This window comes from Streptomyces sp. NBC_01092 (assembly GCF_045039535.1).
Lineage (GTDB): Bacteria > Actinomycetota > Actinomycetes > Streptomycetales > Streptomycetaceae > Streptomyces.
In genome coordinates, this window is the sequence record NZ_CP108659.1 from 5,241,719 (window position 1) to 5,263,984 (window position 22,266).

The following is a 22,266-nucleotide window of genomic DNA, read 5'->3' on the forward strand; positions in this document are numbered from 1 at the left end:
GAGGCTTACGGGCGACGGATCGCGTCGGCCGCGGCCGTGGCTGCGGGACCCGCGGCCAGCTCGGTCTCCAGGAGCTGCTTGCCGAGCAGCTCGGGGTCCGGGAGCTCCATCGGGTACTCGCCGTCGAAGCAGGCGCGGCACAGGTTCGGCTTGGCGATGGTGGTCGCCTCGATCATGCCGTCGATGGAGATGTACGACAGGGAGTCGGCGCCGAGCGAGGTGCCGATCTCGTCGATGGTCATGCCGTTGGCGATGAGCTCGGCGCGCGTGGCGAAGTCGATGCCGAAGAAGCAGGGCCACTTCACGGGCGGCGAGGAGATCCGGATGTGGACCTCGGCCGCGCCGGCCTCGCGGAGCATGCGGACCAGGGCGCGCTGGGTGTTGCCGCGCACGATCGAGTCGTCGACGACGACCAGGCGCTTGCCCTTGATGACTTCCTTCAGCGGGTTCAGCTTCAGCCGGATGCCGAGCTGGCGGATCGTCTGCGAGGGCTGGATGAAGGTCCGGCCGACGTAGGCGTTCTTCACCAGACCCGCACCGAACGGGATGCCGCTGGCCTCCGCGTAGCCGATGGCGGCCGGGGTGCCGGATTCCGGGGTCGCTATGACCAGGTCGGCCTCGACCGGGGCTTCCTTCGCGAGCTTGCGGCCCATCTCCACGCGGGAGAGATAGACGTTCCGGCCGGCGATGTCGGTGTCCGGGCGGGCCAGGTACACGTACTCGAAGACGCAGCCCTTGGGCTTCGCTTCCGCGAATCGGGAGGTGCGCAGGCCGTTCTCGTCGATGGCGATGAACTCGCCCGGCTCGACCTCACGGACGTAGCTGGCGCCGCAGATGTCGAGGGCGGCGGACTCGGAGGCGACGACCCAGCCGCGCTCCAGGCGGCCGAGGACCAGCGGGCGGATGCCCTGCGGGTCGCGGGCGGCGTAGAGGGTGTTCTCGTCCATGAAGACGAGCGAGAAAGCGCCCTTGACCTGCGGGAGGATCGTGTGGGCGGCCTCCTCGATGGTCAGCGGCTTGCCGTCCTCGTCGACCTGGGCCGCGAGCAGCGCGGTGAGCAGGTCGGTGTCGTTGGTTGCCGCGACGCGCGGGGTGCGGCCGTTCTCCTGCTTGGGCAGGTCGGCGACCATCTCGGCGAGCTGGGCGGTGTTGACCAGGTTGCCGTTGTGCCCGAGCGCGATGGATCCGTGCGCGGTGGCGCGGAACGTCGGCTGCGCGTTCTCCCACACGGAGGCGCCGGTGGTCGAGTAGCGGGCGTGGCCCACTGCGATGTGACCCTGGAGCGATCCGAGCGAGGTCTCGTCGAAGACCTGGGAGACGAGGCCCATGTCCTTGAAGACGAGGATCTGGGAGCCGTTGCTGACCGCGATTCCCGCGGATTCCTGGCCCCGATGCTGGAGGGCGTAGAGCCCGAAGTACGTGAGCTTTGCGACCTCTTCGCCCGGAGCCCAGACACCGAAGACGCCACAAGCGTCCTGGGGGCCTTTCTCGCCGGGGAGCAGATCGTGATTGAGTCGACCGTCACCACGTGGCACGGCACCGAGTGTAGGCGAGATCGACCACTGGTCCGAATTGGGGATACGCGCCTGTAAACGATCACTCTGCGGCGGCTGCGTTCACCTGCTCGCCGTTTTCGCTGGTCAGAGTGAGGTTGCGGTGATCGATGCCGTACTTCACCGTGCCGTCGAAGAGGCCGAGGAGGGTCTTCTCCGTCTTCATGAGTGAGGTGTCGCACATCATTCGCGTGGTGGACGCGGTGCCAAGGGTGATGCTGCCGTCGCGGATCGTTGCCGTGGCCTTCACCTTGTTGCAGCCGAGGCTTCCGCTGACCTCTCCGGTCTTCTCGTCGAAGGTGAGGTGGGCCTTGCCGTCGGCGTCGGGGCTGGTGACGGTCCACTTCGTGCCCTTGAGCGGGGCGGCTTCCTGCTTGCTAAGGGCGACCCGGTCGCCGTTCGCCGTGGTGAGGATCAGCTTGTCGCCGTCGACCTCGGTGGTGAGGTCGCCGTCGGCGAGGGTGCGGGCGAGGGTCTGCTCGAAGTCCGCCGGGACGCCCTCGCAGGCCATCTCGGTCGACTGCATCCCGTCGAAGGTGACGTGGCTGTCGGCGAAGGCGGCGTCGGCGCCGAAGTGGTTGCAGCCGAGGTTGCCCTTGACCTTGCCGCCGTCGGCGATGCGCAGGTAGGCGCTGGTCGGGGCGGCGCTCTTCTTCCCGTCGACGGTGACGTCGTCGACGGCCCAGTGGACGCCGGTGACGGAGGCCGCCGCCCCGGCACCGACCGTGTCACTGCCCGCGTCCTGGCTGCCGCAGGCGACGGCGAGCGGGAGAAGGGTCAGCGCGGCGAGTGCGGTCAGTCGCTTGGTGTCCATGCCGAGTGTGTCCATGCCGGTGGGACGGGAGGGACGCGGGACCGGTTCCGCTCGATTCCGGTTCTCGGCCACGGTCCACGGTCGTCGCGTGTCACCCCATGAGCGGCAGCAGCCCGCCCAGGTCCGCCCGCTCCCCGCTCGCGCTCACCTTGGCCTCCGCGAGGGCGTCCGCCCAGGCCAGCCGCCCGGTCGCGAGCCGGATCCAGGTCAGCGGGTCGGTCTCGACGACGTTGGGAGGGGTGCCCCGGGTGTGCCTCGGCCCCTCGACGCACTGCACGACGGCGTACGGCGGGATCCGCACCTCGGTCGAACCGCCGGGCGCCTTCGCGGCCAGCGCGTCGGCGAGGAGCCGGGTGCAGGCGGCGAGGGCCTGGCGGTCGTAGGGGATGTCGAGGGCGGGGACCGCGTCGTTGAGGTCGTCGGTGTGGACGACGAGTTCGACGGTGCGGGTGACCAGGTAGTCGGCGAGGGTCATGGCGCCGGTCCGCGCGGCGAGGAGGCGGTCGCCGGGTGCGTCCGCCAGGTTCCGCGCGAGGCGCTCCTCGGTGCCGGCGTACAGGGCGTCGAGGTCGGGGTTGGCCGCGGCGAGGTCCCGGGTGCGGCCCGCGATGTCGCCGGCGCGGGCGGCGGTGGCGAAGGGCCACTGAAGGAGCGTGAGTTCCGCCTTCGCCGGCGCGTCGCGGTCGAGGTTGCGGCCGACGGTCGCCACGGCCATGGTCACGTGCGCGGCCAGGTCCCGCACGGTCCAGCCCTCCAGGCGGGTGGGAAGGGCGAGCTGCTCGTCGGTGAGGGTGCCCACGGCCTGCCGCACATGCCCGAACTGGGCGAGCACCGCGGTGCGGATTCTGGCGGGATCGTAGGTGCGGGCGCGCTTCTTGGCCGGGGGCATGAACGGCAGCCTATGCGGGCTGGGATGCGGTCGTCGGCGACTCGAAGACCTCCTGGTTGCGGGGCACCCCGATGCCCCGCCAGGTGAAGGGGATGCCGCGGGCGGTGTCCGGGTCGGGGCCGTCCATCAGCTGGAAGTGCACATGCGGCTCCGACGAGTTGCCGGAGTTGCCGCATCGGGCGAGTACCTGGCCGGCGTGCACCCGGTCGCCCTCGGTGACGGTGAGCGAGCCCCGGTGGAGGTGGGCGTAGAGGGCGTGGGTGCCGTCGCCGAGGTCGAGGACCACGTGGTTGCCGACGATGCGCCGGACGCCGCCCATCTCGCGCACCGACCCCTCGAAGAGCATCAGATACAGCAGCCCGGGCAGCGAGGTACGGCTCAGATGGTCGCGCTGCCGGTCGTCGGCCCGTACGACCGTGCCGTCGGCCACCGCGAGCAGCGGGGCGCCGAAGGCCGGGAAGTCGGCGTTCCTGCGGGCGAGCGGCCACAGCGCCCGGAACCCGGGGCGGGCGCCCGGCTCGGGCTCGGCGACGATGTCGATGGCGTAGGTCTGGCCGTAGGCGTGCGTGCCGTGGCTCGGGGTGCGGTCGGCCGGGCTGTTGAGCGCCGACCAGCGGCCGGTGACGGGCGGGGCGACCTCGAACGGCTCGCGGTCCTTCGGCCGGCCGTCGGGTGTGCGGCCCGACCGGTTGACGACGGCGACCAGGGTGTACGCCAGGACCAGCGGCAGGAAGTTCCACCAGCGCGGATACCCGAGGTCGAGCCAGACGTCGGCGATGACCATGGCGAAGAAGGCCATCAGTAGGAGCCGGAAGGCGATCATGGTGAGCTTGCGTGCGGACACTGTTCCCCCCTGTTTCGATGAATTACGGCCGGGCCGCCGCCAGCGCCACCAGCAGCGGGACGACCCGCCCCGGCGGCACCTCGTAGCGGCCTCGGCCGGTGGTGTGCAGCCACCCCACGGCGGTGAGTTGGCGCAGGTGGTGGTAGATCTGGCCGGTCGTGCCGATCTCCTCCAGCTCGGCGAGTTCGGCCGCGGTGCGCCGGCCGCCGATGACCTCGCGCAGCAGCCGCAGCCGGACCGGGTGCCCGAGCGCCGCGAACGACTCGGCGTGCTCGGTCCAGTCCCCGTCCAGCAGGCCCTCGGTCAGCGCGCCGTGCTGCCACTCGTACTGCTCCCCGGTCGGCAGCCGTACGGCCCCGGTGAACAGGACGCCTCCGTCGGCCGCCCCCAGCTCGGTGAGCTGGTCCTTGAACCCCTGCAGGGCCCAGAAGTCGCCCTCGCCGAGGCGGGGGGCGGTGTGCTGCGCGCTCTCCAGCGCGGCCAGCCGTCGCTCCAGGTCGGCGACGCGTTGTTCGAGGTCCACACCTCGATATTACGGAACTACGTAATTACGTGCAACCGACAGGGGCGCAGACGCCAAAGCCCCCGCCCGGCGGACCGGGCGGGGGCTTGAGGGTCGTACGAGTCGTACCGCCGGCTACGCCAGCAGTGCCGGAATCGTCGCCTCGTGGATCTCGCGCAGCTCCTCCAGGGAGAGCGCGAACTCGCCCTGAAGCTCGACGGAGTCACCGTCGACGACACCGATGCGGGTGACGGGCAGCCCCCGCGCCCCGCACATGTCGTTGAAGCGGAGCTCCTCGGAACGCGGCACGGCGACGACCGCGCGGCCCGCCGACTCGGAGAAGAGGAAGGTGAACGCGTCCAGCCCGTCGGGTACGACGAGTCGCGCGCCCTTCTCACCCAGCAGCGCCGACTCGACAACCGCCTGGATCAGACCGCCGTCGGACAGGTCGTGCGCGGAGTCGATCATGCCGTCGCGGGAGGCGGAGATCAGGATCTCGGCGAGCAGGCGCTCACGCTCCAGGTCCACCTTCGGGGGAAGGCCGCCGAGGTGGTCGTGCACCACCTGGGACCAGGCCGAGCCGCTGAACTCCTCACGCGTGTCACCGAGGAGGTAGAGCAGCTGGCCCTCCTCCTGGAAGGCGACCGGCGTGCGGCGGGCCACGTCGTCGATGACGCCGAGGACCGCGACCACCGGGGTCGGGTGGATGGCCACCTCGCCCGTCTGGTTGTAGAGGGAGACATTGCCTCCGGTCACCGGCGTGCCCAACTGCAGGCAGGCGTCGGCGAGTCCACGCACCGCCTCCGCGAACTGCCACATGACGGCCGGGTCCTCGGGCGAGCCGAAGTTCAGGCAGTCGGAGACGGCGAGCGGCTTGGCACCCGTCGTCGCCACATTGCGGTAGGCCTCGGCGAGGGCCAACTGGGCGCCCGTGTACGGGTCCAGCTTGGCGTACCGGCCGTTGCCGTCCGTCGCGATGGCGACGCCGAGGCCGGTCTCCTCGTCGATGCGGATCATGCCGGAGTCCTCGGGCTGGGCGAGGACGGTGTTGCCCTGCACGAAGTGGTCGTACTGCGAGGTGATCCACTTCTTGCTCGCCTGGTTCGGGGAGCCGACCAGCTTCTGGACCTGGTCCTTCAGCTCGGCCGAAGTCGTGGGCCGGGGCAGCTTGTTCGCGTCGTCGGCCTGGAGCTCGTCCTGCCAGGAGGGGCGGGCGTACGGGCGCTCGTAGACCGGGCCCTCGTGCGCCACGGTCCGCGGGTCGACGTCGACGATCTTGCCGCCGTGCCAGTAGATCTCCAGGCAGTCGCCGTCGGTCACCTCACCGATGACGGTGGCGATGACGTCCCACTTCTCGCAGATCTCCAGGAACCGGTCGACCTTGGCCGGCTCGACGACCGCGCACATGCGTTCCTGCGACTCGCTCATGAGGATTTCCTCGGGCGAGAGCGTGGAGTCGCGCAGCGGTACGTCGTCGAGTACGACGGTCATGCCGCCGGAGCCGTTCGAGGCGAGCTCGGACGTGGCGCAGGACAGACCGGCCGCGCCCAGGTCCTGGATGCCGACGACGAGCTTCTCCCGGAAGGCCTCCAGGGTGCACTCGATGAGGAGCTTCTCCTGGAAGGGGTCGCCGACCTGGACCGCCGGGCGCTTCGACGGCTTGGCGTCGTCGAAGGTCTCGGAGGCGAGGATCGAGGCGCCGCCGATGCCGTCGCCGCCGGTCCGGGCCCCGTACAGGATGACCTTGTTGCCCGCGCCGGACGCCTTCGCCAGGTGGATGTCCTCGTGCCGCATGACGCCGATGGCACCGGCGTTCACCAGCGGGTTGCCCTGGTAGCAGGAGTCGAAGACGACCTCGCCGCCGATGTTCGGCAGGCCGAGGCAGTTGCCGTACCCGCCGATGCCGGCGACGACGCCGGGGAGGACGCGCTTGGTGTCCGGGTGGTCCGCGGCACCGAAACGCAGCGGGTCGACGACCGCGACGGGCCGCGCACCCATGGCGATGATGTCGCGGACGATGCCGCCGACACCGGTCGCGGCACCCTGATAGGGCTCCACGTACGACGGGTGGTTGTGCGACTCGACCTTGAAGGTCACGGCGTAGCCCTGGCCGACGTCCACGACACCGGCGTTCTCGCCGATGCCCACGAGCAGCGCATCGGACTGGGGGGCCTTCTCGCCGAACTGGCGCAGGTGCACCTTCGACGACTTGTACGAGCAGTGCTCGGACCACATCACGGAGTACATGGCGAGCTCGGCGCCGGTGGGCCGGCGGCCGAGGATCTCCACGACCTTCTCGTACTCGTCCTTCTTCAGACCGAGTTCGGCCCAGGGCAGCTCGACGTCGGGGGTCGCGGCCGCGTGCTCGACCGTGTCCAGAGGCGTCCGGCTCATGCGTTGACCAGCTTCTTGAGGATCGAGGTGAAGAAGGGGAGACCGTCGGTGCGGCCGGTGCCGATGAGCGGCTCGACGGCGTGCTCCGGGTGCGGCATCAGGCCCACGACGTTCCCGGCCTCGTTGGTGATGCCGGCGATGTCGTTGAGCGAGCCGTTCGGGTTGAAGTCGAGGTAGCGGAAGGCGACGCGGCCCTCGGCCTCCAGCTTGTCCAGCGTGTACTGGTCGGCGACGTAGCGGCCGTCCATGTTCTTGAGCGGGATGTGGATCTCCTGCCCGCTCTCGTAGTCGCTGGTCCAGGCGGTCTGCGCGTTCTCCACCCGCAGCTTCTGGTCGCGGCAGATGAAGTGCAGGTGGTCGTTGCCGAGCATCCCGCCGGGCAGCAGGTGCGCCTCGGTGAGGACCTGGAAGCCATTGCAGATACCGAGGACCGGAAGGCCGGCCTTCGCCTGCTCGATGACCGTCTCCATCACCGGCGAGAAGCGGGAGATGGCGCCGGCCCGCAGATAGTCGCCGTAGGAGAAACCGCCGGGCAGCACCACGGCATCGACCTGCTTGAGGTCCTTGTCCTTGTGCCAGAGGGCGACCGGTTCGGCACCCGCGAGGCGGATCGCACGCTGGGTGTCCCTGTCGTCGAGACTCCCCGGGAAAGTGACGACGCCAATACGAGCGGTCACTTCGCGGCCTCCGCGACTTCCTCCACCTTGACGGTGAAGTCCTCGATCACGGTGTTGGCGAGGAAGGATTCCGCAAGATCGTGGATGCGGGCGAGCGCGGCCTCGTCGACCGGCCCGTCAACTTCCAGTTCGAAACGCTTTCCCTGACGTACGTCGGAGATACCTTCGAATCCCAGCCGCGGCAGTGCGCGCTGCACCGCCTGGCCCTGGGGGTCGAGGATCTCCGGCTTGAGCATGACGTCGACTACGACGCGTGCCACTGGCACTCCCGGTGTGTGGTGCTGAGCAGGTTCCTTCAGACTACCCGTACAAAATTTCTACGCGGGTAGAGTTGTAGGAAGCTACGTGACAGCCATCACGATGAGGTACTGGAGGGGTGCGTTCACGAAAAGTTACGGGAAAGATCCCCGATCAGTCGCAGATAGGTATTGCGCTCGGACACGCGGACAGATTTAGTCGGGCTTCACATTGCATTGCCGGGCACTGTACAAATGAATTGGTAAATAGCCGAGACTCGGCACGTCATCCCAGCTGAGGTGTATGACATGCCGGACGAAGGGACCGATATTCGTGGCGCAGAAGGTCGTGGTCACTCTCTTTGACGACATCGACGGCTCGGAAGCGGCGGAAACGATCGCCTTCGGACTCGACGGCAAGTCGTACGAGATCGACCTGAATGAAGCCAATGCCAAGAAACTGCGTAAGGCGCTCGCGCCCTACGTGGACGCCGGCCGCAAGCGGTCGAAGTCAGGCAAGGCGTACAAGCAGACCGAGGTCGCCCCGGACCCGGCGGCCGTCCGGGCCTGGGCCCAGGCCAACAAGATGGAGGTGCCGGCCCGCGGCCGCATCCCCAAGAAGGTCTACGAGGCGTTCGCCTCGGCGCAATGAGCTGCCCCGCGGGGAGCACGTCCTCAGGGTCCGTCAGCGGGCCTTGAGGACCGCGGACTTGGGCCGGTGCGACAACCGACTTGCGCTACCCCCCTGCTGATCAGCTAATGTCTGGAGCACGCCGCCGGGCGGGGCAGAAAAGCCCAGCTCGCCGAGCATGCGGGTGTAGTTCAGTAGCAGAACATCCCCCTTCCAGGGGGAAGGCGCAGTGTGCAATTCCTGTCACCCGCTCTGCACCGCCGGTCCGACCACAGATGTGGATCAGGTAGGCTGGTGCTCGCACCGATCGGTGAGAGCCGGTCGGGGGCAATGCGGACGTAGCTCAGTTGGTAGAGCGCAACCTTGCCAAGGTTGAGGTCGCGAGTTCGAGCCTCGTCGTCCGCTCTTGATAGAGACCCCGGTCCATTGGACCGGGGTCTTTCTCGTGCCATCTTGCGCCATGCCTGTCCGCCTGACATTTGTCATGCCGAGTGATGACATCGCGCACTGCTCCCGGGCTCCGGCCGCGGGGACGCTGAGTGCATGAACTTCAACGAACACGAACACGTGATTGAGGTCACTGACCTGCGGCGTGTGTACGGGGGCGGGTTCGAGGCGGTGCGTGGCGTCACCTTCTCCGTGGACCGCGGCGAGGTCTTCGCGCTGCTCGGCACCAACGGCGCGGGCAAGACGTCGACCGTCGAACTGCTGGAGGGGCTCGCCGAGCCCGCCGGGGGACGGGTACGGGTGCTCGGGCACGATCCCCACGCCGAGCGGGGCGTCGTACGGCCGCGGACCGGGGTCATGCTGCAGGAGGGCGGCTTCCCGTCCGAGCTGACCGTCGGCGAGACCGCCCGGATGTGGGCGGGGTGCGTGAGCGGGGCGCGGCCCGAGGGCGAGGTGCTGGACCGGGTCGGTCTGCGCGGGAAGACCGGCGTACGGGTGAAGCAGCTGTCCGGGGGTGAGCGGCGGCGGCTGGACCTGGCGCTCGCGCTGCTCGGGGACCCCGAGGTGCTGTTCCTGGACGAGCCGACGACCGGGCTCGACGCCGAAGGGCGCCGGGACACCTGGGAGTTGGTGCGGGAGCTGCGTGACGCCGGTACGACCGTGCTGCTGACCACGCACTACCTGGAGGAGGCCGAGGGTCTCGCCGACCGGCTCGCCATCCTGCACGAGGGGCGGATCGCGGCCGCCGGGACGCCGGCCGAGGTGACCGCGGCCCAGCCGTCGCGGATCGTCTTCGAGCTGCCCGAGGGCTACTTCCTGGGGGACCTGCCGCCGCTCGGTGAGCTGGGCGTGAGTGGGCACGAGGTCGACGGGCGGGTCGTACGGCTGCGCACCCATCAGCTCCAGCGGGCGGCGACCCGGCTGCTGGTGTGGGCCGAGGGGGCCGGGGTCGAGCTGCGGCGGCTGGACGTGCGGGCGGCCTCGCTGGAGGAGGCGTTCCTGGGGATCGCGCGGGAGGCGGCCGACGCCGCCGAGAAGAAGGAGTACGCGGCATGAGCACGGCCATGACCACCCCGGTGGGACGCATGACGGCGCTGGCCCGCGCGGAGGTGACGCTGCTTGGGCGCAGCAGGGGCACGCTGTTCGCGGCGCTGTTCGTGCCGCTGCTGCTGCCCTTCAGCGTGCGGCAGGCGGCGAAGGGGATGGACCTGGCGGAGGCCGGCCTGTCCCTCGGCACTGTCGTCCTGCCCGCCTCGATCGGCTTCTCACTGCTCTACGCGGTGTACGCGACGCTCGTCTCCGTCTACACCGCCCGGCGCGAGGAACTCGTCCTCAAACGGCTGCGCACGGGCGAGCTGAAGGACGCGGAGATCCTGGCCGGGGCGGCGCTGCCGGCCGTGACCACGGGGATCGCACAGAGCCTGGTGCTGGCGGTCGGCTGCGCCGTCCTGCTCGACGTGGGCGCGCCGAGCGCTCCCCATCTCGCCGTGCTGGGCCTGCTGTTGGGCCTCGTCCTGTGCGCGTCGCTGGGGGCCGTGACCGCGTCGTTCACCCGCAGCGTCGAGAGTGCGCAGGTCACGACACTGCCCGTGGTGTTCCTCTCCATGATCTTCTCCGGGATGTTCATCCCCCTGGAGATGCTGCCGGACCGGGTGGCGTCGGTGTGCGAGCTCCTGCCGCTGACCCCGGTGATCACCCTGCTGCGGGGTGGCTGGACCGGCGACCTGTCGGCGTCCGGGGCGCTGGGCGCCGTACTCGTCGCGCTGGTCTGGACGGTCCTGGGCGTGTTTGCTGTACGGCGGTGGTTCCGCTGGGAACCTCGGCGTTGATCTAGGGGGAGAGCGGCGGATGCGCGGGCCGGGAACGTGGTGGCGGGGGAAAAGCACCCCGGCGAAGGTGGAGACGTACACGAGGTTGTCGTTCCACTTCTTCGCGCTGGTGGAGGTCCTGACGATCGCACTGCCGGTCACCGGCGAGGCGGGGCCCGAGCTGGGCACCTGGCTGATGCTCGCGGTGTGCGCGCACGCGGTGGTCTGCGCCCTGATCGTGTCGCGGGCGGTGGACTGGGTGTGCGGTCGGCGTGAGCAGCCCGTACGACTGCTGGTGACGCTGGGCGCCCTCACCGCGGCGGTCGCCGCCACGGCTCTCGCCGTTGTCCAGTACGGGCCGAAGGGCGATGGCGTCGACACCGCGGCGGGCACCGTCTTCAGCGTCGTCATGTTCTTCGGGGTGGGCATCATGGCGCTGGGGGTGCACGGCCGCAGGCGCCTGTGCGCCGTCGTCGCGGGCTTCGCGGCGGGTGCGGGGCTCTTCGTGCTCCTGATCAGCGGGTCCGCTCTCGCCGCGCTGGTCATCGCCCTGATCTCGCTGCTCGGCAGCGGGTCCTTCGCCTTCGTCGCCGTCTTCTCCGTCTGGCTCCTCAAGGCCGTCTACGAACTCGACGAGGCCCGCGAGACCCGCGCCCGGCTCGCGGTCGCCGAGGAGCGGCTGCGGTTCGGGCGGGATCTGCATGACGTGATGGGGCGCAACCTCGCGGTCATCGCCCTGAAGAGCGAGCTCGCCGTGCAGTTGGCGCGGCGCGGGCGGCCCGAGGCCGTGGAGCAGATGATCGAGGTGCAGCGGATCGCGCAGGAGTCTCAGCGCGAGGTGCGGGACGTCGTACGGGGGTACCGGGAGGCCGACCTCGGGGTCGAACTCGCCGGCGCACAGGGTGTGTTGACGGCGGCGGGGATCGCGTGCGAGGTCACCGGGGAGGCGGCCGGACTGCCCGTCGAGGTGCAGTCGGCGCTGGCCTGGGTGGTGCGCGAGGCGACCACGAATGTGCTGCGGCACGGGAACGCCGAGCGGTGTGCGGTGGGGGTGCGGGTGAGCGAGGGACGTGTGGTGCTGACGGTGGAGAACGACGGGGCTGCCGGAGCCTCCGACGGGGGTGGAGGCTCCGGCCTCACCGGGCTGAGCGAGCGGCTGGCCGCGGTGGACGGCACCTTGGAGGCCGGTCGTGTGGACGAGGGGGTGTTCCGGCTGGTGGCGGAGGTGCCGTTGACGGGGGCGGGTGTGCGGGAGGTCACCGTATGAGCGGGTCGGTGCGGCTGCTGCTGGCCGACGACGAGCACCTGATCCGGGGGGCGCTGGCCACGCTGCTCTCCCTGGAGGACGACCTCGTGATCGTCGCCGAGGCGGCCAGCGGGCCCGAGGCGCTGGCGATGGCCCGCGCGCACGAGCCGGACGTGGCCGTCCTCGATCTTCAGATGCCGGGGGCCGACGGTGTGAGGGTCGCCACATCCCTGCGCGCCGAACTTCCCGGCTGCCAGGTGCTGATCGTGACCAGTCACGGGCGGCCCGGGCATCTGAAGCGGGCCCTTGCGGCGGGTGTGCGCGGGTTCGTCCCGAAGACCGTCAGCGCGCAGCGGCTCGCGGAGATCATCCGCACCGTGCACGCCGGTAACCGTTACGTCGACCCGGAGTTGGCCGCCGACGCCATCGCCGCCGGGGACTCGCCGCTGACCGCGCGGGAGGCGGAGGTGCTGGAACTCGCCGCCGACGGGGCGCCCGTCGCGGAGATCGCGGAGCGGGCCGCGCTGTCCCAGGGGACCGTGCGGAACTATCTGTCGTCCGCGGTGTCGAAGCTCGGCGCGGAGAACCGTCACGCGGCGGTGCGTCTCGCGCGGGAGAGAGGTTGGGTATAGTGGGTGTCGCGCCACGGCGCATGCGAACGTAGCTCAGTTGGTAGAGCGCAACCTTGCCAAGGTTGAGGTCGCGAGTTCGAACCTCGTCGTTCGCTCCAGTTCAAAGGCCCCGGTCATCGACCGGGGCCTTTGTCATGGGGTCAGCTCCAGCTCGTGCCCGTCAGGCGCTCGTACGCCTCGACATACTTCGCACGGGTCGCGTCCACGACCTCCTGCGGCAGCGGCGGCGGGGGCTGCTCGCTCTTGCGGTCCCAGCCGGAGGCCGGCGAGGTCAGCCAGTCACGGACGAACTGCTTGTCGTACGACGGCTGCGCGCGCCCCGGCTCCCACTGGTCGGCCGGCCAGAAGCGGGAGGAGTCCGGCGTGAGCACCTCGTCGGCGAGGACCAGCGTCTCCCCCTCGAAGCCGAACTCGAACTTGGTGTCGGCGAGGATGATGCCGCGCTCGCGGGCGATGTCCCGGCCCCGGGAGTAGACCGCGAGGGTCGCCTGACGCAGCCGGGCCGCGGTGTCGGCGCCGACCTGGCGGGCGACCTCCTCGTAGGAGACGTTCTCGTCGTGCTCGCCGACCGCGGCCTTGGTGGCCGGGGTGAAGATCGGGGCGGGCAGCTCGCTGCCGTCGACCAGGCCCTCGGGGAGGGCGAGGCCGCAGACGGTGCGCGAGGCGTTGTACTCGACGAGGCCCGAGCCGGTGAGGTAGCCGCGGGCCACGGCCTCCACCGGGACCATCTGCAGCGACTTGCACACCAGGGTGCGGCCCGCCCAGTCGGCGGGAGCGCCGGCCGGTACGTCGGTGCTGATGACGTGGTTGGGGACCAGGTCCGCGAGCTGGTCGAACCACCACAGCGAAAGCTGGGTGAGGACGCGGCCCTTGTCGGGGATCTCGGTCGGCAGCACCCAGTCATAGGCGGACATGCGGTCACTGGCGACCATCACGAGGTCGCCGGCCTCGTTCTGGTACAGGTCCCGCACCTTGCCGGTGTGCAGGTGCACCAGGCCCGGAACCTCGATCGGCTCGGGCTTTTCTACGAATCCGGACACGGTTCCTCCCCGTGGTTCTGTCCAACGGGTCGATTGTCCCGTACGGGGCTCTGACCTTGGACTGGGGGTGTGCTGGGTGAGCTCTGGGGTGTGCTGGGTGAGCTCTGGGGTGTGCTGGGTGAGCTCTGGGGTGTGCTGGGTGAGCGACTGGGGTGTGCTGGGTGGGCTCAGTCACGCTTGCAGATGCGGTCCAGGAGGTTCGCCGTGGCGCGCTGGACTCGGGCGTCGACATGGCCCGGGCGGTCCAGCGCCGGGGACCAGGCGAAGGTGCCGGACGCGAAGACCAGGGCGCCGGAGGGGGCGCGATACAGGGACGTCTCCTGGTGGCGTACGGCGCCTTCGCGGTCCGCGTAAGGGGAGTGCGCGAGCAGGATGCGCTCCTCGTGCTCGGGCAGCGGGGCGCGCGGGAAGTAGCGGTCGGCCTCGCCCGCGACCAGGCCCTCGATCCCGTCGCCCTCGTGGGCGCCGGTCGCCTCCCAGAGCCAGTGGTCGGCGTTGCGGACGATCAGGGGGTGTGGCTCGGGGACCTGGCCCGCGTACTGGATGCCGATCACCTCCTGCTCGGGGCGGTCGATCTCGCGCCACAGCACCGGGCGGCCGGGGCCCTTGCGCTTGCGGCAGGTGAGCAGGCGGTCCGGGACGCCGGACGGGGAGGAGGCCAACTCGACCTGCCAGTACATGGAGTTGGCGGAGAGGAAGACGAGGGACGTGCCGTTCTCGCGGGCGAGCTCCACCGTGCGGCGCATGTTCGACGACCAGTACTCGTCGTGGCCGGGGAAGACGAGGCCGCGGTAGCGGGTGGGGTCGACGTGGCCCGCGTGCAGGTCGCGGGCGTCGGCGTAGGCGATGTCGTAGCCGTAGCGCTCGGCCCAGCGGATGAAGTCGTAGGCGTGGCCCACGTGCAGGGGCAGGCCCGCGCCCGCGTACGGGCGGTCGAAGGACACGGTCGTGGCGGCGTCGGCCTCGCCGAGCAGCCGGCCGTCCTCGTCCCAGGCGTGGTAGAGGCTCGCGCCGGTGTGGCCGTCCTCGGGGTAGAGGTTGTAGGCCTGCCAGGTGACGTCGGGGAGGAGTAAGAGCAGGTCCGCGGGGTGGTTGTCGCGGACGGTGAAGGGGATGTGGGAGCGGTAGCCGTCGACGGTGGTCAGGACGGCGACATACGCGCCGATGCTCCAGTACGAGGGGATCTGCAGACGCCAGGAGAGCCACCAGTGGTGGCAGGAGACCGTGCGGTCGGCGGTGAGCGGCGCGGGCTGGACGATGCCGGAGAGGCGGGGGCTGGTGGTGATCTTGGCCGCGCCGTCGCCGCCGTAGTGGCCGATGCGGTAGATGTCGATGGCGAACTCCTGGGGCGGGTCGACCGTGATGTGGAAGTCGACCGCCTCGCCGGGGGCGACCGCGCCGGTGGAGATGAAGCCCTTGATCTGACGGCGGACGTCGTCCGCGGAGCGCGGTCCGGCGCTTCGGGGCGCGGGGACCCTGGGGGTGTCCGACGTCGGGGGGTGGGCCTGGCCGTCGACGTACCAGGGGACGACCTGGCCGGTGTCGTCGAAGTACGTGACGTTTCCGCGCAGCCAGGGGACCGGGCCCTGGCCGAAGGGGTCCGTCACGGCGTGCGCGAGTGCTCCCGACTCCCAGCGGCGGATCTGCTCCGACCCCATGGCCCTACCCCTCCCTCGTTCCCCCGTGGTGGTGCATCGAGCGTTGTGTGATGTGTGATGTGTGTTGTGTGGTGCGCGGGTGCCGTGTGTGGTGCGGTGTGTGGCGCCTGGCGTCTGGTGTGGTGCACGGTTCGCCGCGCGGCCTGGGCTTTTGTGTGGCTGTCGTATGGCGTAAGCCCTTGCCATATGCGCTATCGGTCCCAGCACATCACATTGCGCACGCATCCTGTCACTATTCGTTGCGAATTGGCCGAAAGTGGAACCAGGGGCTCCGACCGCATACGTCGGGCACGGCCGTCTGGCCTGGACGTGTACGACCGTCTGGCCTGGACGTGTACGGCCGTCGGGCCGGGGCGGGCGTGGTCCTCAGACGAGGCGCACCGGCTTCTCGGGACGTATCCCCGACTCCACCAGCCAGGCGCGCAGGGGCGCCGGGTCGCCGTCCTCGATGAGGCTGAGGACGTGGGGGGTCAGGTCGCCTGCCCGTACGCCGTCGATGAGAAGCGTGGGGCCGTCGAGCCAGTCCAGGCCGGGGGCGGCGCCCGCGGTGTCCATCGCGGCGCAGCAGACCATCGCCTTCACATGGTCGGTGAGCAACTCGCGTGAGGTGCGCGGCGGTTGGAGCGGGAAGAGCGGCAGCGCGCCTATGTCCAGGAGGGTGGCGCCGGGGGCGGGGGACGCTGCCTGCTCCGCGGGGGCCGCGGCCTCTTCGCGGGCCATCTCGGCGGTCAGGCCGGCGGCGAGCGCGGAGCTTCGCTCGGTCTCCTGGTCGTCGCCGGGGTGGTCCTCGGCCATGGCCGCGTAAGGGGCTTTGGGAGCCCTGGGGGGCTTGGGGGGCTTGAGGTCCTCGGCGGGCTCGGGGAGCTGTGGTGAGTGCTGGGCGTCGGCGGCGGGGCCGGTAACCGCTTGCCCGTCGGCGGGCCCGGTGGCCGGGTCGTCCGGTGGGGTCGACAGGTGGTCCAGGACGCGGGCCAGGGTCGGGCCGCCGGACTCCGGGGTGGCGTCTCCGGTGGTGCGGCGCACTCCCAGGGCGTCGAGCACGCGGTGGAGACGGGCCGCGTCGGCACGCCATTTACGGTCGACGACCTCCTCCGGGTACGCCTGCCAGTCCACCGGGGACCAGTCGGGGCCGGGCTCGGCCGGGCCGCCGTGGAAGAGGCGGGCGGCGAGCAGCGAGGTGGCCTCGTCGACCACGCCGGGCTCTTCGAGCAGGTCACAGGCGGGGCGCTCGCCCAGTCGGGAGGCGAAGCCCTCGGCCAGACGGTCCCGGCGGGACAGCTCGGTGAGCGCGGCGACCACGCCGGCGTCCAGCTGGGAGGGCCAGCGGCCCATCCGCCAGGCGGGCAGCGCGACGCGTGTGAGCAGGCGGTCCCAGCCGGCGTACGCCAGCCCGACCTGTTCCTGGGCGACGATCCGCAGTCCGTAATCCACAGCCTGTGCACGCTCGGCGGCCGCGGCGGCCACGCCCCGCTCCATCTCGGCGGCGTGCTCGCGGCAACTGCGCAACAGCAGCCGCGCTACCGCGCCGATCCCCGCGCACACCGCCCGCGATCCCGGGCAGCGGCCGCGCGTCGAGGCGACGGCCACGGCGGCGTCCAGGCCCCGGACGAAGCGCCGGGCCTGGGCTATGTCCGGGTGCGCGGAGGGTCCCGTACCGGCGACGACCGGGGCGAGGACCGCGCGCAGCTCGCCGACGCGCATCCACCACAGGAACGGGGAGCCGATGACGAGGACCGGGGCGGCGGGCGTACGGCGGTGGGCGCCGCGCGAGCTTCCGCCGCGCAGGCCGTTGAGCCCTTCCTCGTCGCGGTCCTCGGCCGGGGGCGGGCCGTGCGCCCGATGGGTGCGGTCCTCCAGCCAGCTGTCGCAGTCCGGGGTGAGCGCTATCGCGGACGGCGCGGGGACGTCGAGGCGGTCGGCGAGGTCGCGCACCAGCCGGTACAGGTCCGGGGCCTGTTCCTCGGCGACCTGGACCGTAGGGCTGACGGCGGGGCGGGCGCGGGCGACGACCAGGGCGATGAGGCCGGCGGCGAGCAGGACGAGGCCGGCGACGGGGGTCAACACCCAGCGGGCGGCATCCCAACCCTGGCCGACGAAATGGCCGGTGGAGGCGCCGGCGAGCAGCACCACGGCGACCGCCGCGGGCAACAGGGCGACGGCCAGCGCGCGGCTGCGGATGCGCAGCACCGCGAGGGCCCGGGCACGCGCGGCCTGCGCACCCACCTCGACACCCATACCGGTCACGGCCGGACCTCACCCCCTCCGCGCTGCCCTGGCTGTCCGTACTGTCCTGGCTTTGCTCACTCCCCCACTGTGGCACCCACCACTGACATCGCAATGCCGGTGGGCCAAGTGCCGGAACGCTTGCGCCGCACCCTAGTTGGGGTGTCAGCCCACGTCAGCCGGATGGGGCATCGGTCACTCGATGGAATGGCTTTGGGGAAAGGTGGATGACGGAAAGCGACGATCAGGCCCCTGATCCTGACCAAAGTCCAGTCGCCGATCCGGGAACTGACCGGGGGTCGACCCATAGGCTCCGGCAAGAGTCAGGCCCTGAAAGTCAGGCCCCGAATCCTGAGACGGAATCGGGGCCTGTCCGGTTTATCGAGAGTGGGGGTTTCTGGGAGCGCCCGGGGCTTTGGAGGGGGCGTGAGGGGCGCTCGGGTGTGGGTGGGGCGGGTGGTGGGTGTCGGCCGTGGGGCGGGGCGGTGGAGCGGGGCGGGGCGGTGGGGCGGGGCGGTGGTTACGCGTCCGCCGCCTTCGCCGCGATGTCCGTGCGGTGCTGGGAGCCGTCGAGCCCGATGCGGGCCACCGCCCGGTAGGCGCGGTCGCGGGCCTTGGTGAGGTCCTTGCCCGTCGCCGTCACCGACAGGACGCGGCCGCCCGCACTGACGATCGCGTCGCCGTCGCGCTTGGTGCCGGCGTGCAGGACGTAGGCGTGCGGGGCGTCCTCGGCGTTCACCTCGTCGAGGCCCGTGATCGGGTCGCCGGTGCGCGGGGTGCCGGGGTAGTTGTGCGAGGCGACGACCACGGTGACCGCGGCGTCCTCGCTCCAGCGCAGGGGCTCCAGGTCGGCGAGGTCGCCCTTGGCGGCGGCCAGCAGGACACCGACCAGCGGGGTCTTCAGGCGGGCCAGGACGACCTGCGTCTCGGGGTCGCCGAAGCGGGCGTTGAACTCGATGACCCGTACGCCCCGCGAGGTGATCGCGAGACCGGCGTAGAGCAGGCCGGAGAACGGGGTGCCGCGGCGGCGCATCTCGTCGACGGTCGGCTGCAGCACCGACTCCATGACCTCCCCGACGAGCTTCGGGTCGGCCCACGGGAGCGGGGAGTACGCGCCCATGCCGCCGGTGTTCGGGCCCTCGTCACCGTCGAGCGCCCGCTTGAAGTCCTGGGCGGGCTGGAGCGGGAGCACCGTCTCGCCGTCGGTGATGGCGAAGAGGGAGACCTCGGGGCCGTCGAGGTACTCCTCGATGACGACGCGCTCGCAGGAGTTGGCGTGCGTCCTGGCCGCGTCGAGGTCGGCGGTCACGACGACGCCCTTGCCCGCGGCGAGGCCGTCGTCCTTGACCACGTACGGGGCCCCGAAGGCGTCGAGGGCCTCCTCGACCTCGTCGGGCGTCGTGCAGACGTAGGAGCGGGCCGTCGGGACGCCGGCTCTTGCCATCACGTCCTTCGCGAACGCCTTGGAGCCCTCGATCTGCGCGGCCTCCCCGGAGGGGCCGAAGACCGGGATGCCCGCCTCGCGCACGGCGTCGGCGACCCCGGCGACGAGGGGTGCCTCCGGGCCTACGACCACGAGGTCGGCGCCGAGCTGTTCGGCCAGCGCGGTTACGGCCGCGCCGTCCAGGGCGTCGACCTGGTGCAGCTCGGCGACCTCGGCGATGCCTGCGTTGCCGGGGGCGCAGTGCAGCGCGGTGACGTCGGGGTCGAGGGACAGGGAGCGGCACAGGGCGTGTTCGCGGGCGCCGGTACCGATGACGAGGACCTTCACGGGGGTCAGCCTAACGGGGTTGTTGTGCGGGCATCTGAAGGGGCCGCTCTGGGCGGCCTGGATGTTCCTCCAAAGCGCGGGCGGCGTGGGCGGGGTGGTCGTGGCCGTCGTCGTGGCCGTCGCCCTGGGGGCTGCCGACCGGCGTCGAGAGAGGGGATTGCCGGGACCGGCGTCGCCCGCTACTCGTTCGTGAACTCCTCCACCACCGTCGCCCCGAGCTCCCGCACGATCAGCTCGCGGCCCGACAGCGCCGACTCGTTGAGGTCCGGGTCGTCGTCCTCGGGGATGTCGTCCTCTGGGGCGACCGGGGGCGGCGGCTCCGGGGCGGAGGTGGACGTGCGCGGCTGGGGAGCCGGGGTGGAGGCTGAGGGTGTCGTCGGGGGTGCCGGGGGCGGGGTGGGTGCGTTCGGCGTCGGCTGGGGAGCGGGCGGGCGCTGGGCGGGCGTACCGCCACCGCCGTAGCCACTGTTGCCGCCACCGCCTCCGACCGCGCTTCCGCCTCCGCCGAAGCCGGAGCCGCCGGTCGGCGGGGGAGCCGAGCCGCCGCCCGACGGGTCGACGATCGCCTCGATCTTCCACTGGACGCTGAACTGCTCCGCCAGCGCCTGCCGCAGCACGTCCTCGCTGCCGCTGCTCACGAAGTTGTCGCGCGCTCCGGCGTTGACGAAGCCGAGTTGGAGGGTGGTGCCGTCGAAGCCGGCCACCTGGGCGTTCTGGCTGAGCAGGATCCAGGTGAAGCGGCGGCGGTTCTTGACCGCCTCCAGGATGTTCGGCCAGAGCATGCGGGGGTCCAGGCCGCCGCTCGGGGGGGCGTAGGCGGGTGCCGCGCCCGTGGTGGGGGCCGGGGCCGGTGCGGGCGCCGTCGGCTGTGGGGTGGGCGCGGGGGTGGCGCTGGGCCCGGCCGGGGGTTGGGCGCCGCCGCCCGCCGGGGCTGCCGTGGGCCAGCCGCCGGGGCGTCGGCCGCCGCCTGCGGGGGTGGCCGTGGGCCAGGCGCCGGCGGCGGGTGCCTGAGGGCTCGGGGCGGGCGTGGGGGTGGGGGTGGGTGGCGTCTGGGGTGGCTGCTGCCGGCCGCCGTGCGGTGCCTCGCTCGGGGTCGAGGGCGCGGTCGGGGCCTGCTCCGTGGGGGCATCCTGCTGTGCGGCCGGAGGCGCGCCCGACGCCCGTACGGCCGCCCGGGCCGCGGCGGGACCGCCACCGGGTGAGACCGGCGGAGCCTGCGGGGCGGGCGCGGTGGCCGCTCCCCCATGCGCGTCGGGACCCGGCACGTACCCCATCGCGGGCGTCCCACCGCCCCCGGAGAAGTTGACGCCCCGCTCCAGTCGATCGAGCCGGGCCATGACCGAGCGGGTGTCCCCGTAAGCGGCCGGCAGGAGCACGCGCGCGCAGATCAGCTCCAGCTGGAGACGGGGCGAGGTCGCGCCCCGCATCTCGGTCAGCCCCTCGTTGACCAGGTCGGCGGCGCGGCTGAGCTCGGCGGCGCCGAAGGTGCCGGCCTGGGCCTGCATGCGCTCCAGGACGTCGGCGGGGGCGTCGAAGAGCCCCTTCTCGGTGGCGTCCGGCACGGCGGCCAGGATCACCAGGTCGCGCAGCCGCTCCAGCAGGTCGGCGACGAAGCGCCGAGGGTCGTTGCCGCCCTCGATGATCCGGTCCACGACCTCGAAGGCCGCGGCCCCGTCACCGGTCGCGAAGGCCTCCACGACGGAGTCGAGGAGTGAGCTGTCGGTGTAGCCGAGGAGAGAGGTGGCCATGGCATACGTCACACCGTCCTCCCTCGCTCCGGCGAGGAGCTGGTCCATGACGGACATGGAGTCACGCACGGAGCCCGCGCCCGCGCGCACGACGAGCGGGAGCACGCCTTCCTCGACTGCCATGTTCTCGCGGCCGCACACCTCGCCGAGGTAGTCCCGCAGGGTGCCCGGCGGGACGAGCCGGAAGGGGTAGTGATGGGTCCGCGACCGGATGGTCCCGATGACCTTCTCGGGCTCGGTGGTGGCGAAGATGAACTTGAGATGCTCCGGCGGCTCCTCGACGACCTTCAGCAGCGCGTTGAAGCCGGCCGACGTGACCATGTGGGCCTCGTCGATGATGTAGATCTTGTAGCGGCTGCTCGCGGGCCCGAAGAAGGCCTTCTCGCGCAGCTCACGGGCGTCGTCCACACCACCGTGCGACGCGGCGTCGATCTCGATGACGTCGATGGACCCCGGACCGTTCCGAGCGAGGTCCTGGCAGGACTGGCACTCCCCGCACGGGGTCGGCGTGGGACCTTGCTCACAGTTCAGACAGCGCGCCAGGATCCGCGCGCTGGTCGTCTTGCCGCATCCGCGCGGGCCGCTGAACAGGTACGCGTGATTGACCCGGTTGTTCCGCAGCGCCTGCTGCAACGGGTCGGTGACATGCTCCTGCCCGATGACCTCGGCGAACGACTCCGGGCGATAGCGGCGGTACAGCGCGAGAGACGACACGCCTACGAGGTTATAGGCGCCCACTGACAACGCGGACCGCCCGGATGCGGGGGCTCGTCTTCCGTTCCCCCGCGCATCGGCGGGATCCGTCCCGGGGCGGCGAGCACGCGCACCGGAGACTCCGGGTACGACAAGACCCCCCACGCACCCGCCAGAGCCAACCTACCCTTGCTGCCTTCCGGCCCTGGGGGAGTTCAGTCAGATAGCGCCGCGTGAGGGGCTGAGCCCCAGCCTACCTGATCGCGGAGCGGCCGAACGAGTTCGCTAGCACCCTCCAACGTCTTGTATTGTTTGCCGCGGAGGATTCGCCTAGTGGCCTAGGGCGCACGCTTGGAAAGCGTGTTGGGGGCAACCCCTCACGAGTTCGAATCTCGTATCCTCCGCCAGTGCCTCACCGGGCACGATGTCGAAGGGCCCCACCGCTTGCGGTGGGGCCCTT

18 protein-coding genes, 4 tRNA genes and 1 other RNA gene are annotated in these 22,266 nt (G+C 71.2%); 9 read left to right on the forward strand and 14 right to left on the reverse strand.

Translation table 11 applies throughout. From position 1 onward, the window contains the following. Nucleotides 1-5: 5 nt before the first annotated feature. The 8 genes from purF to purS all read right to left on the reverse strand — a co-directional run bounded on the left by purF (nt 6) and on the right by purS (nt 7,933). Nucleotides 6-1,535, reverse strand: a complete 1,530-nt coding sequence (purF, locus tag OG254_RS23655) for an amidophosphoribosyltransferase (RefSeq protein WP_405585068.1) — start codon at nt 1,533-1,535, stop codon at nt 6-8. A 61-nt stretch (nt 1,536-1,596) separates the two neighbouring features. After that, nucleotides 1,597-2,367 (reverse strand): META domain-containing protein, encoded by a 771-nt coding sequence (locus OG254_RS23660; protein ID WP_405585071.1) that lies wholly within the window; start codon nt 2,365-2,367, stop codon nt 1,597-1,599. 91 nt (nt 2,368-2,458) lie between these two features. After that, entirely contained in the window at nt 2,459-3,256 is a 798-nt protein-coding gene (locus OG254_RS23665; RefSeq protein WP_405585074.1) for a sterol carrier family protein, read from the reverse strand. Between the two features lie 10 nt (nt 3,257-3,266). Further along, nucleotides 3,267-4,100, reverse strand: a complete 834-nt coding sequence (locus OG254_RS23670) for a M23 family metallopeptidase (RefSeq protein ID WP_405585076.1) — start codon at nt 4,098-4,100, stop codon at nt 3,267-3,269. A gap of 22 nt (nt 4,101-4,122) precedes the next feature. Beyond that, complete coding sequence (locus tag OG254_RS23675; RefSeq protein WP_351201054.1) at nt 4,123-4,623, reverse strand: helix-turn-helix domain-containing protein; 501 nt, start codon at nt 4,621-4,623, stop codon at nt 4,123-4,125. A gap of 114 nt (nt 4,624-4,737) precedes the next feature. After that, complete coding sequence (gene purL / locus OG254_RS23680; protein ID WP_405585079.1) at nt 4,738-6,996, reverse strand: phosphoribosylformylglycinamidine synthase subunit PurL; 2,259 nt, start codon at nt 6,994-6,996, stop codon at nt 4,738-4,740. Then, nucleotides 6,993-7,673, reverse strand: a complete 681-nt coding sequence (purQ, locus tag OG254_RS23685; RefSeq protein WP_351201058.1) for a phosphoribosylformylglycinamidine synthase subunit PurQ — start codon at nt 7,671-7,673, stop codon at nt 6,993-6,995. The genes purL and purQ overlap by 4 nt, the downstream gene beginning before the upstream one ends. After that, nucleotides 7,670-7,933, reverse strand: coding sequence for a phosphoribosylformylglycinamidine synthase subunit PurS (gene purS, locus OG254_RS23690; RefSeq protein ID WP_015659417.1), 264 nt, complete (start codon nt 7,931-7,933; stop codon nt 7,670-7,672). Before purS ends, purQ begins: the two co-directional genes overlap by 4 nt. A 310-nt stretch (nt 7,934-8,243) precedes the next feature. On the opposite strand from purS, the gene OG254_RS23695 reads away from it, so the two are divergent. The 8 genes from OG254_RS23695 (at nt 8,244) to OG254_RS23730 (ending at nt 12,771) form a co-directional block, all read left to right on the forward strand. Further along, a complete protein-coding gene (locus OG254_RS23695; RefSeq protein WP_148000186.1) occupies nt 8,244-8,561 on the forward strand; it encodes an Lsr2 family protein in 318 nt (105 codons plus the stop codon). A gap of 159 nt (nt 8,562-8,720) precedes the next feature. Further along, nucleotides 8,721-8,792: transfer RNA gene (locus OG254_RS23700), tRNA-Gly, on the forward strand. An 80-nt stretch (nt 8,793-8,872) separates the two neighbouring features. After that, a tRNA-Gly gene (locus OG254_RS23705) sits at nt 8,873-8,945 on the forward strand. A 138-nt stretch (nt 8,946-9,083) separates the two neighbouring features. After that, entirely contained in the window at nt 9,084-10,043 is a 960-nt protein-coding gene (locus OG254_RS23710; RefSeq protein WP_405585085.1) for an ABC transporter ATP-binding protein, read from the forward strand. Further along, nucleotides 10,040-10,816, forward strand: coding sequence for an ABC transporter permease (locus OG254_RS23715; protein WP_405585087.1), 777 nt, complete (start codon nt 10,040-10,042; stop codon nt 10,814-10,816). The genes OG254_RS23710 and OG254_RS23715 overlap by 4 nt, the downstream gene beginning before the upstream one ends. Before the next feature lie 19 nt (nt 10,817-10,835). Continuing rightward, complete coding sequence (locus OG254_RS23720; RefSeq protein WP_405585090.1) at nt 10,836-12,062, forward strand: sensor histidine kinase; 1,227 nt, start codon at nt 10,836-10,838, stop codon at nt 12,060-12,062. Further along, a complete protein-coding gene (locus OG254_RS23725) occupies nt 12,059-12,673 on the forward strand; it encodes a response regulator transcription factor (RefSeq protein WP_351201067.1) in 615 nt (204 codons plus the stop codon). Before OG254_RS23720 ends, OG254_RS23725 begins: the two co-directional genes overlap by 4 nt. A gap of 22 nt (nt 12,674-12,695) precedes the next feature. Further along, nucleotides 12,696-12,771 (forward strand) — tRNA-Gly (locus tag OG254_RS23730). A gap of 42 nt (nt 12,772-12,813) precedes the next feature. Here OG254_RS23730 and OG254_RS23735 read toward each other — a convergent pair. The 6 genes from OG254_RS23735 to ffs form a co-directional block, all read right to left on the reverse strand. Further along, nucleotides 12,814-13,713: a phosphoribosylaminoimidazolesuccinocarboxamide synthase gene (locus OG254_RS23735; RefSeq protein ID WP_405585094.1), complete on the reverse strand. Its 900-nt coding sequence runs from the start codon at nt 13,711-13,713 to the stop codon at nt 12,814-12,816. A 167-nt stretch (nt 13,714-13,880) separates the two neighbouring features. Next, nucleotides 13,881-15,371, reverse strand: a complete 1,491-nt coding sequence (locus tag OG254_RS23740) for a N,N-dimethylformamidase beta subunit family domain-containing protein (protein ID WP_405585097.1) — start codon at nt 15,369-15,371, stop codon at nt 13,881-13,883. Nucleotides 15,372-15,737: 366 nt separating this feature from the next. Next, nucleotides 15,738-17,606, reverse strand: a complete 1,869-nt coding sequence (locus OG254_RS23745) for a hypothetical protein (RefSeq protein WP_405595143.1) — start codon at nt 17,604-17,606, stop codon at nt 15,738-15,740. 508 nt (nt 17,607-18,114) lie between these two features. Then, entirely contained in the window at nt 18,115-19,365 is a 1,251-nt protein-coding gene (gene purD, locus OG254_RS23750) for a phosphoribosylamine--glycine ligase (protein WP_405585100.1), read from the reverse strand. Nucleotides 19,366-19,544: 179 nt separating this feature from the next. Further along, the gene (locus OG254_RS23755) at nt 19,545-21,827 is read right to left on the reverse strand and encodes a DNA polymerase III subunit gamma and tau (protein WP_405585103.1); all 2,283 of its coding nucleotides are present in this window, start codon (nt 21,825-21,827) and stop codon (nt 19,545-19,547) included. Nucleotides 21,828-21,955: 128 nt separating this feature from the next. After that, an RNA gene (gene ffs, locus OG254_RS23760) (signal recognition particle sRNA small type) lies at nt 21,956-22,052 on the reverse strand. A gap of 73 nt (nt 22,053-22,125) precedes the next feature. Here ffs and OG254_RS23765 point away from each other — a divergent pair. Beyond that, a tRNA-Ser gene (locus OG254_RS23765) sits at nt 22,126-22,213 on the forward strand. Nucleotides 22,214-22,266 lie beyond the last annotated feature (53 nt).

Coding starts and splice junctions, on each gene's coding strand:
- OG254_RS23710 (WP_405585085.1), top strand. CDS start 9,084: ATGAACTTCAACGAACACGAACACGTGATTGAGGTCACTGACCTGCGG.
- OG254_RS23740 (WP_405585097.1), bottom strand. CDS start 15,371: ATGGGGTCGGAGCAGATCCGCCGCTGGGAGTCGGGAGCACTCGCGCAC.
- OG254_RS23745 (WP_405595143.1), bottom strand. CDS start 17,606: ATGGGTGTCGAGGTGGGTGCGCAGGCCGCGCGTGCCCGGGCCCTCGCG.
- OG254_RS23660 (WP_405585071.1), bottom strand. CDS start 2,367: ATGGACACCAAGCGACTGACCGCACTCGCCGCGCTGACCCTTCTCCCG.
- purL (WP_405585079.1), bottom strand. CDS start 6,996: ATGAGCCGGACGCCTCTGGACACGGTCGAGCACGCGGCCGCGACCCCC.
- OG254_RS23725 (WP_351201067.1), top strand. CDS start 12,059: ATGAGCGGGTCGGTGCGGCTGCTGCTGGCCGACGACGAGCACCTGATC.
- OG254_RS23665 (WP_405585074.1), bottom strand. CDS start 3,256: ATGCCCCCGGCCAAGAAGCGCGCCCGCACCTACGATCCCGCCAGAATC.
- OG254_RS23720 (WP_405585090.1), top strand. CDS start 10,836: ATGCGCGGGCCGGGAACGTGGTGGCGGGGGAAAAGCACCCCGGCGAAG.
- OG254_RS23715 (WP_405585087.1), top strand. CDS start 10,040: ATGAGCACGGCCATGACCACCCCGGTGGGACGCATGACGGCGCTGGCC.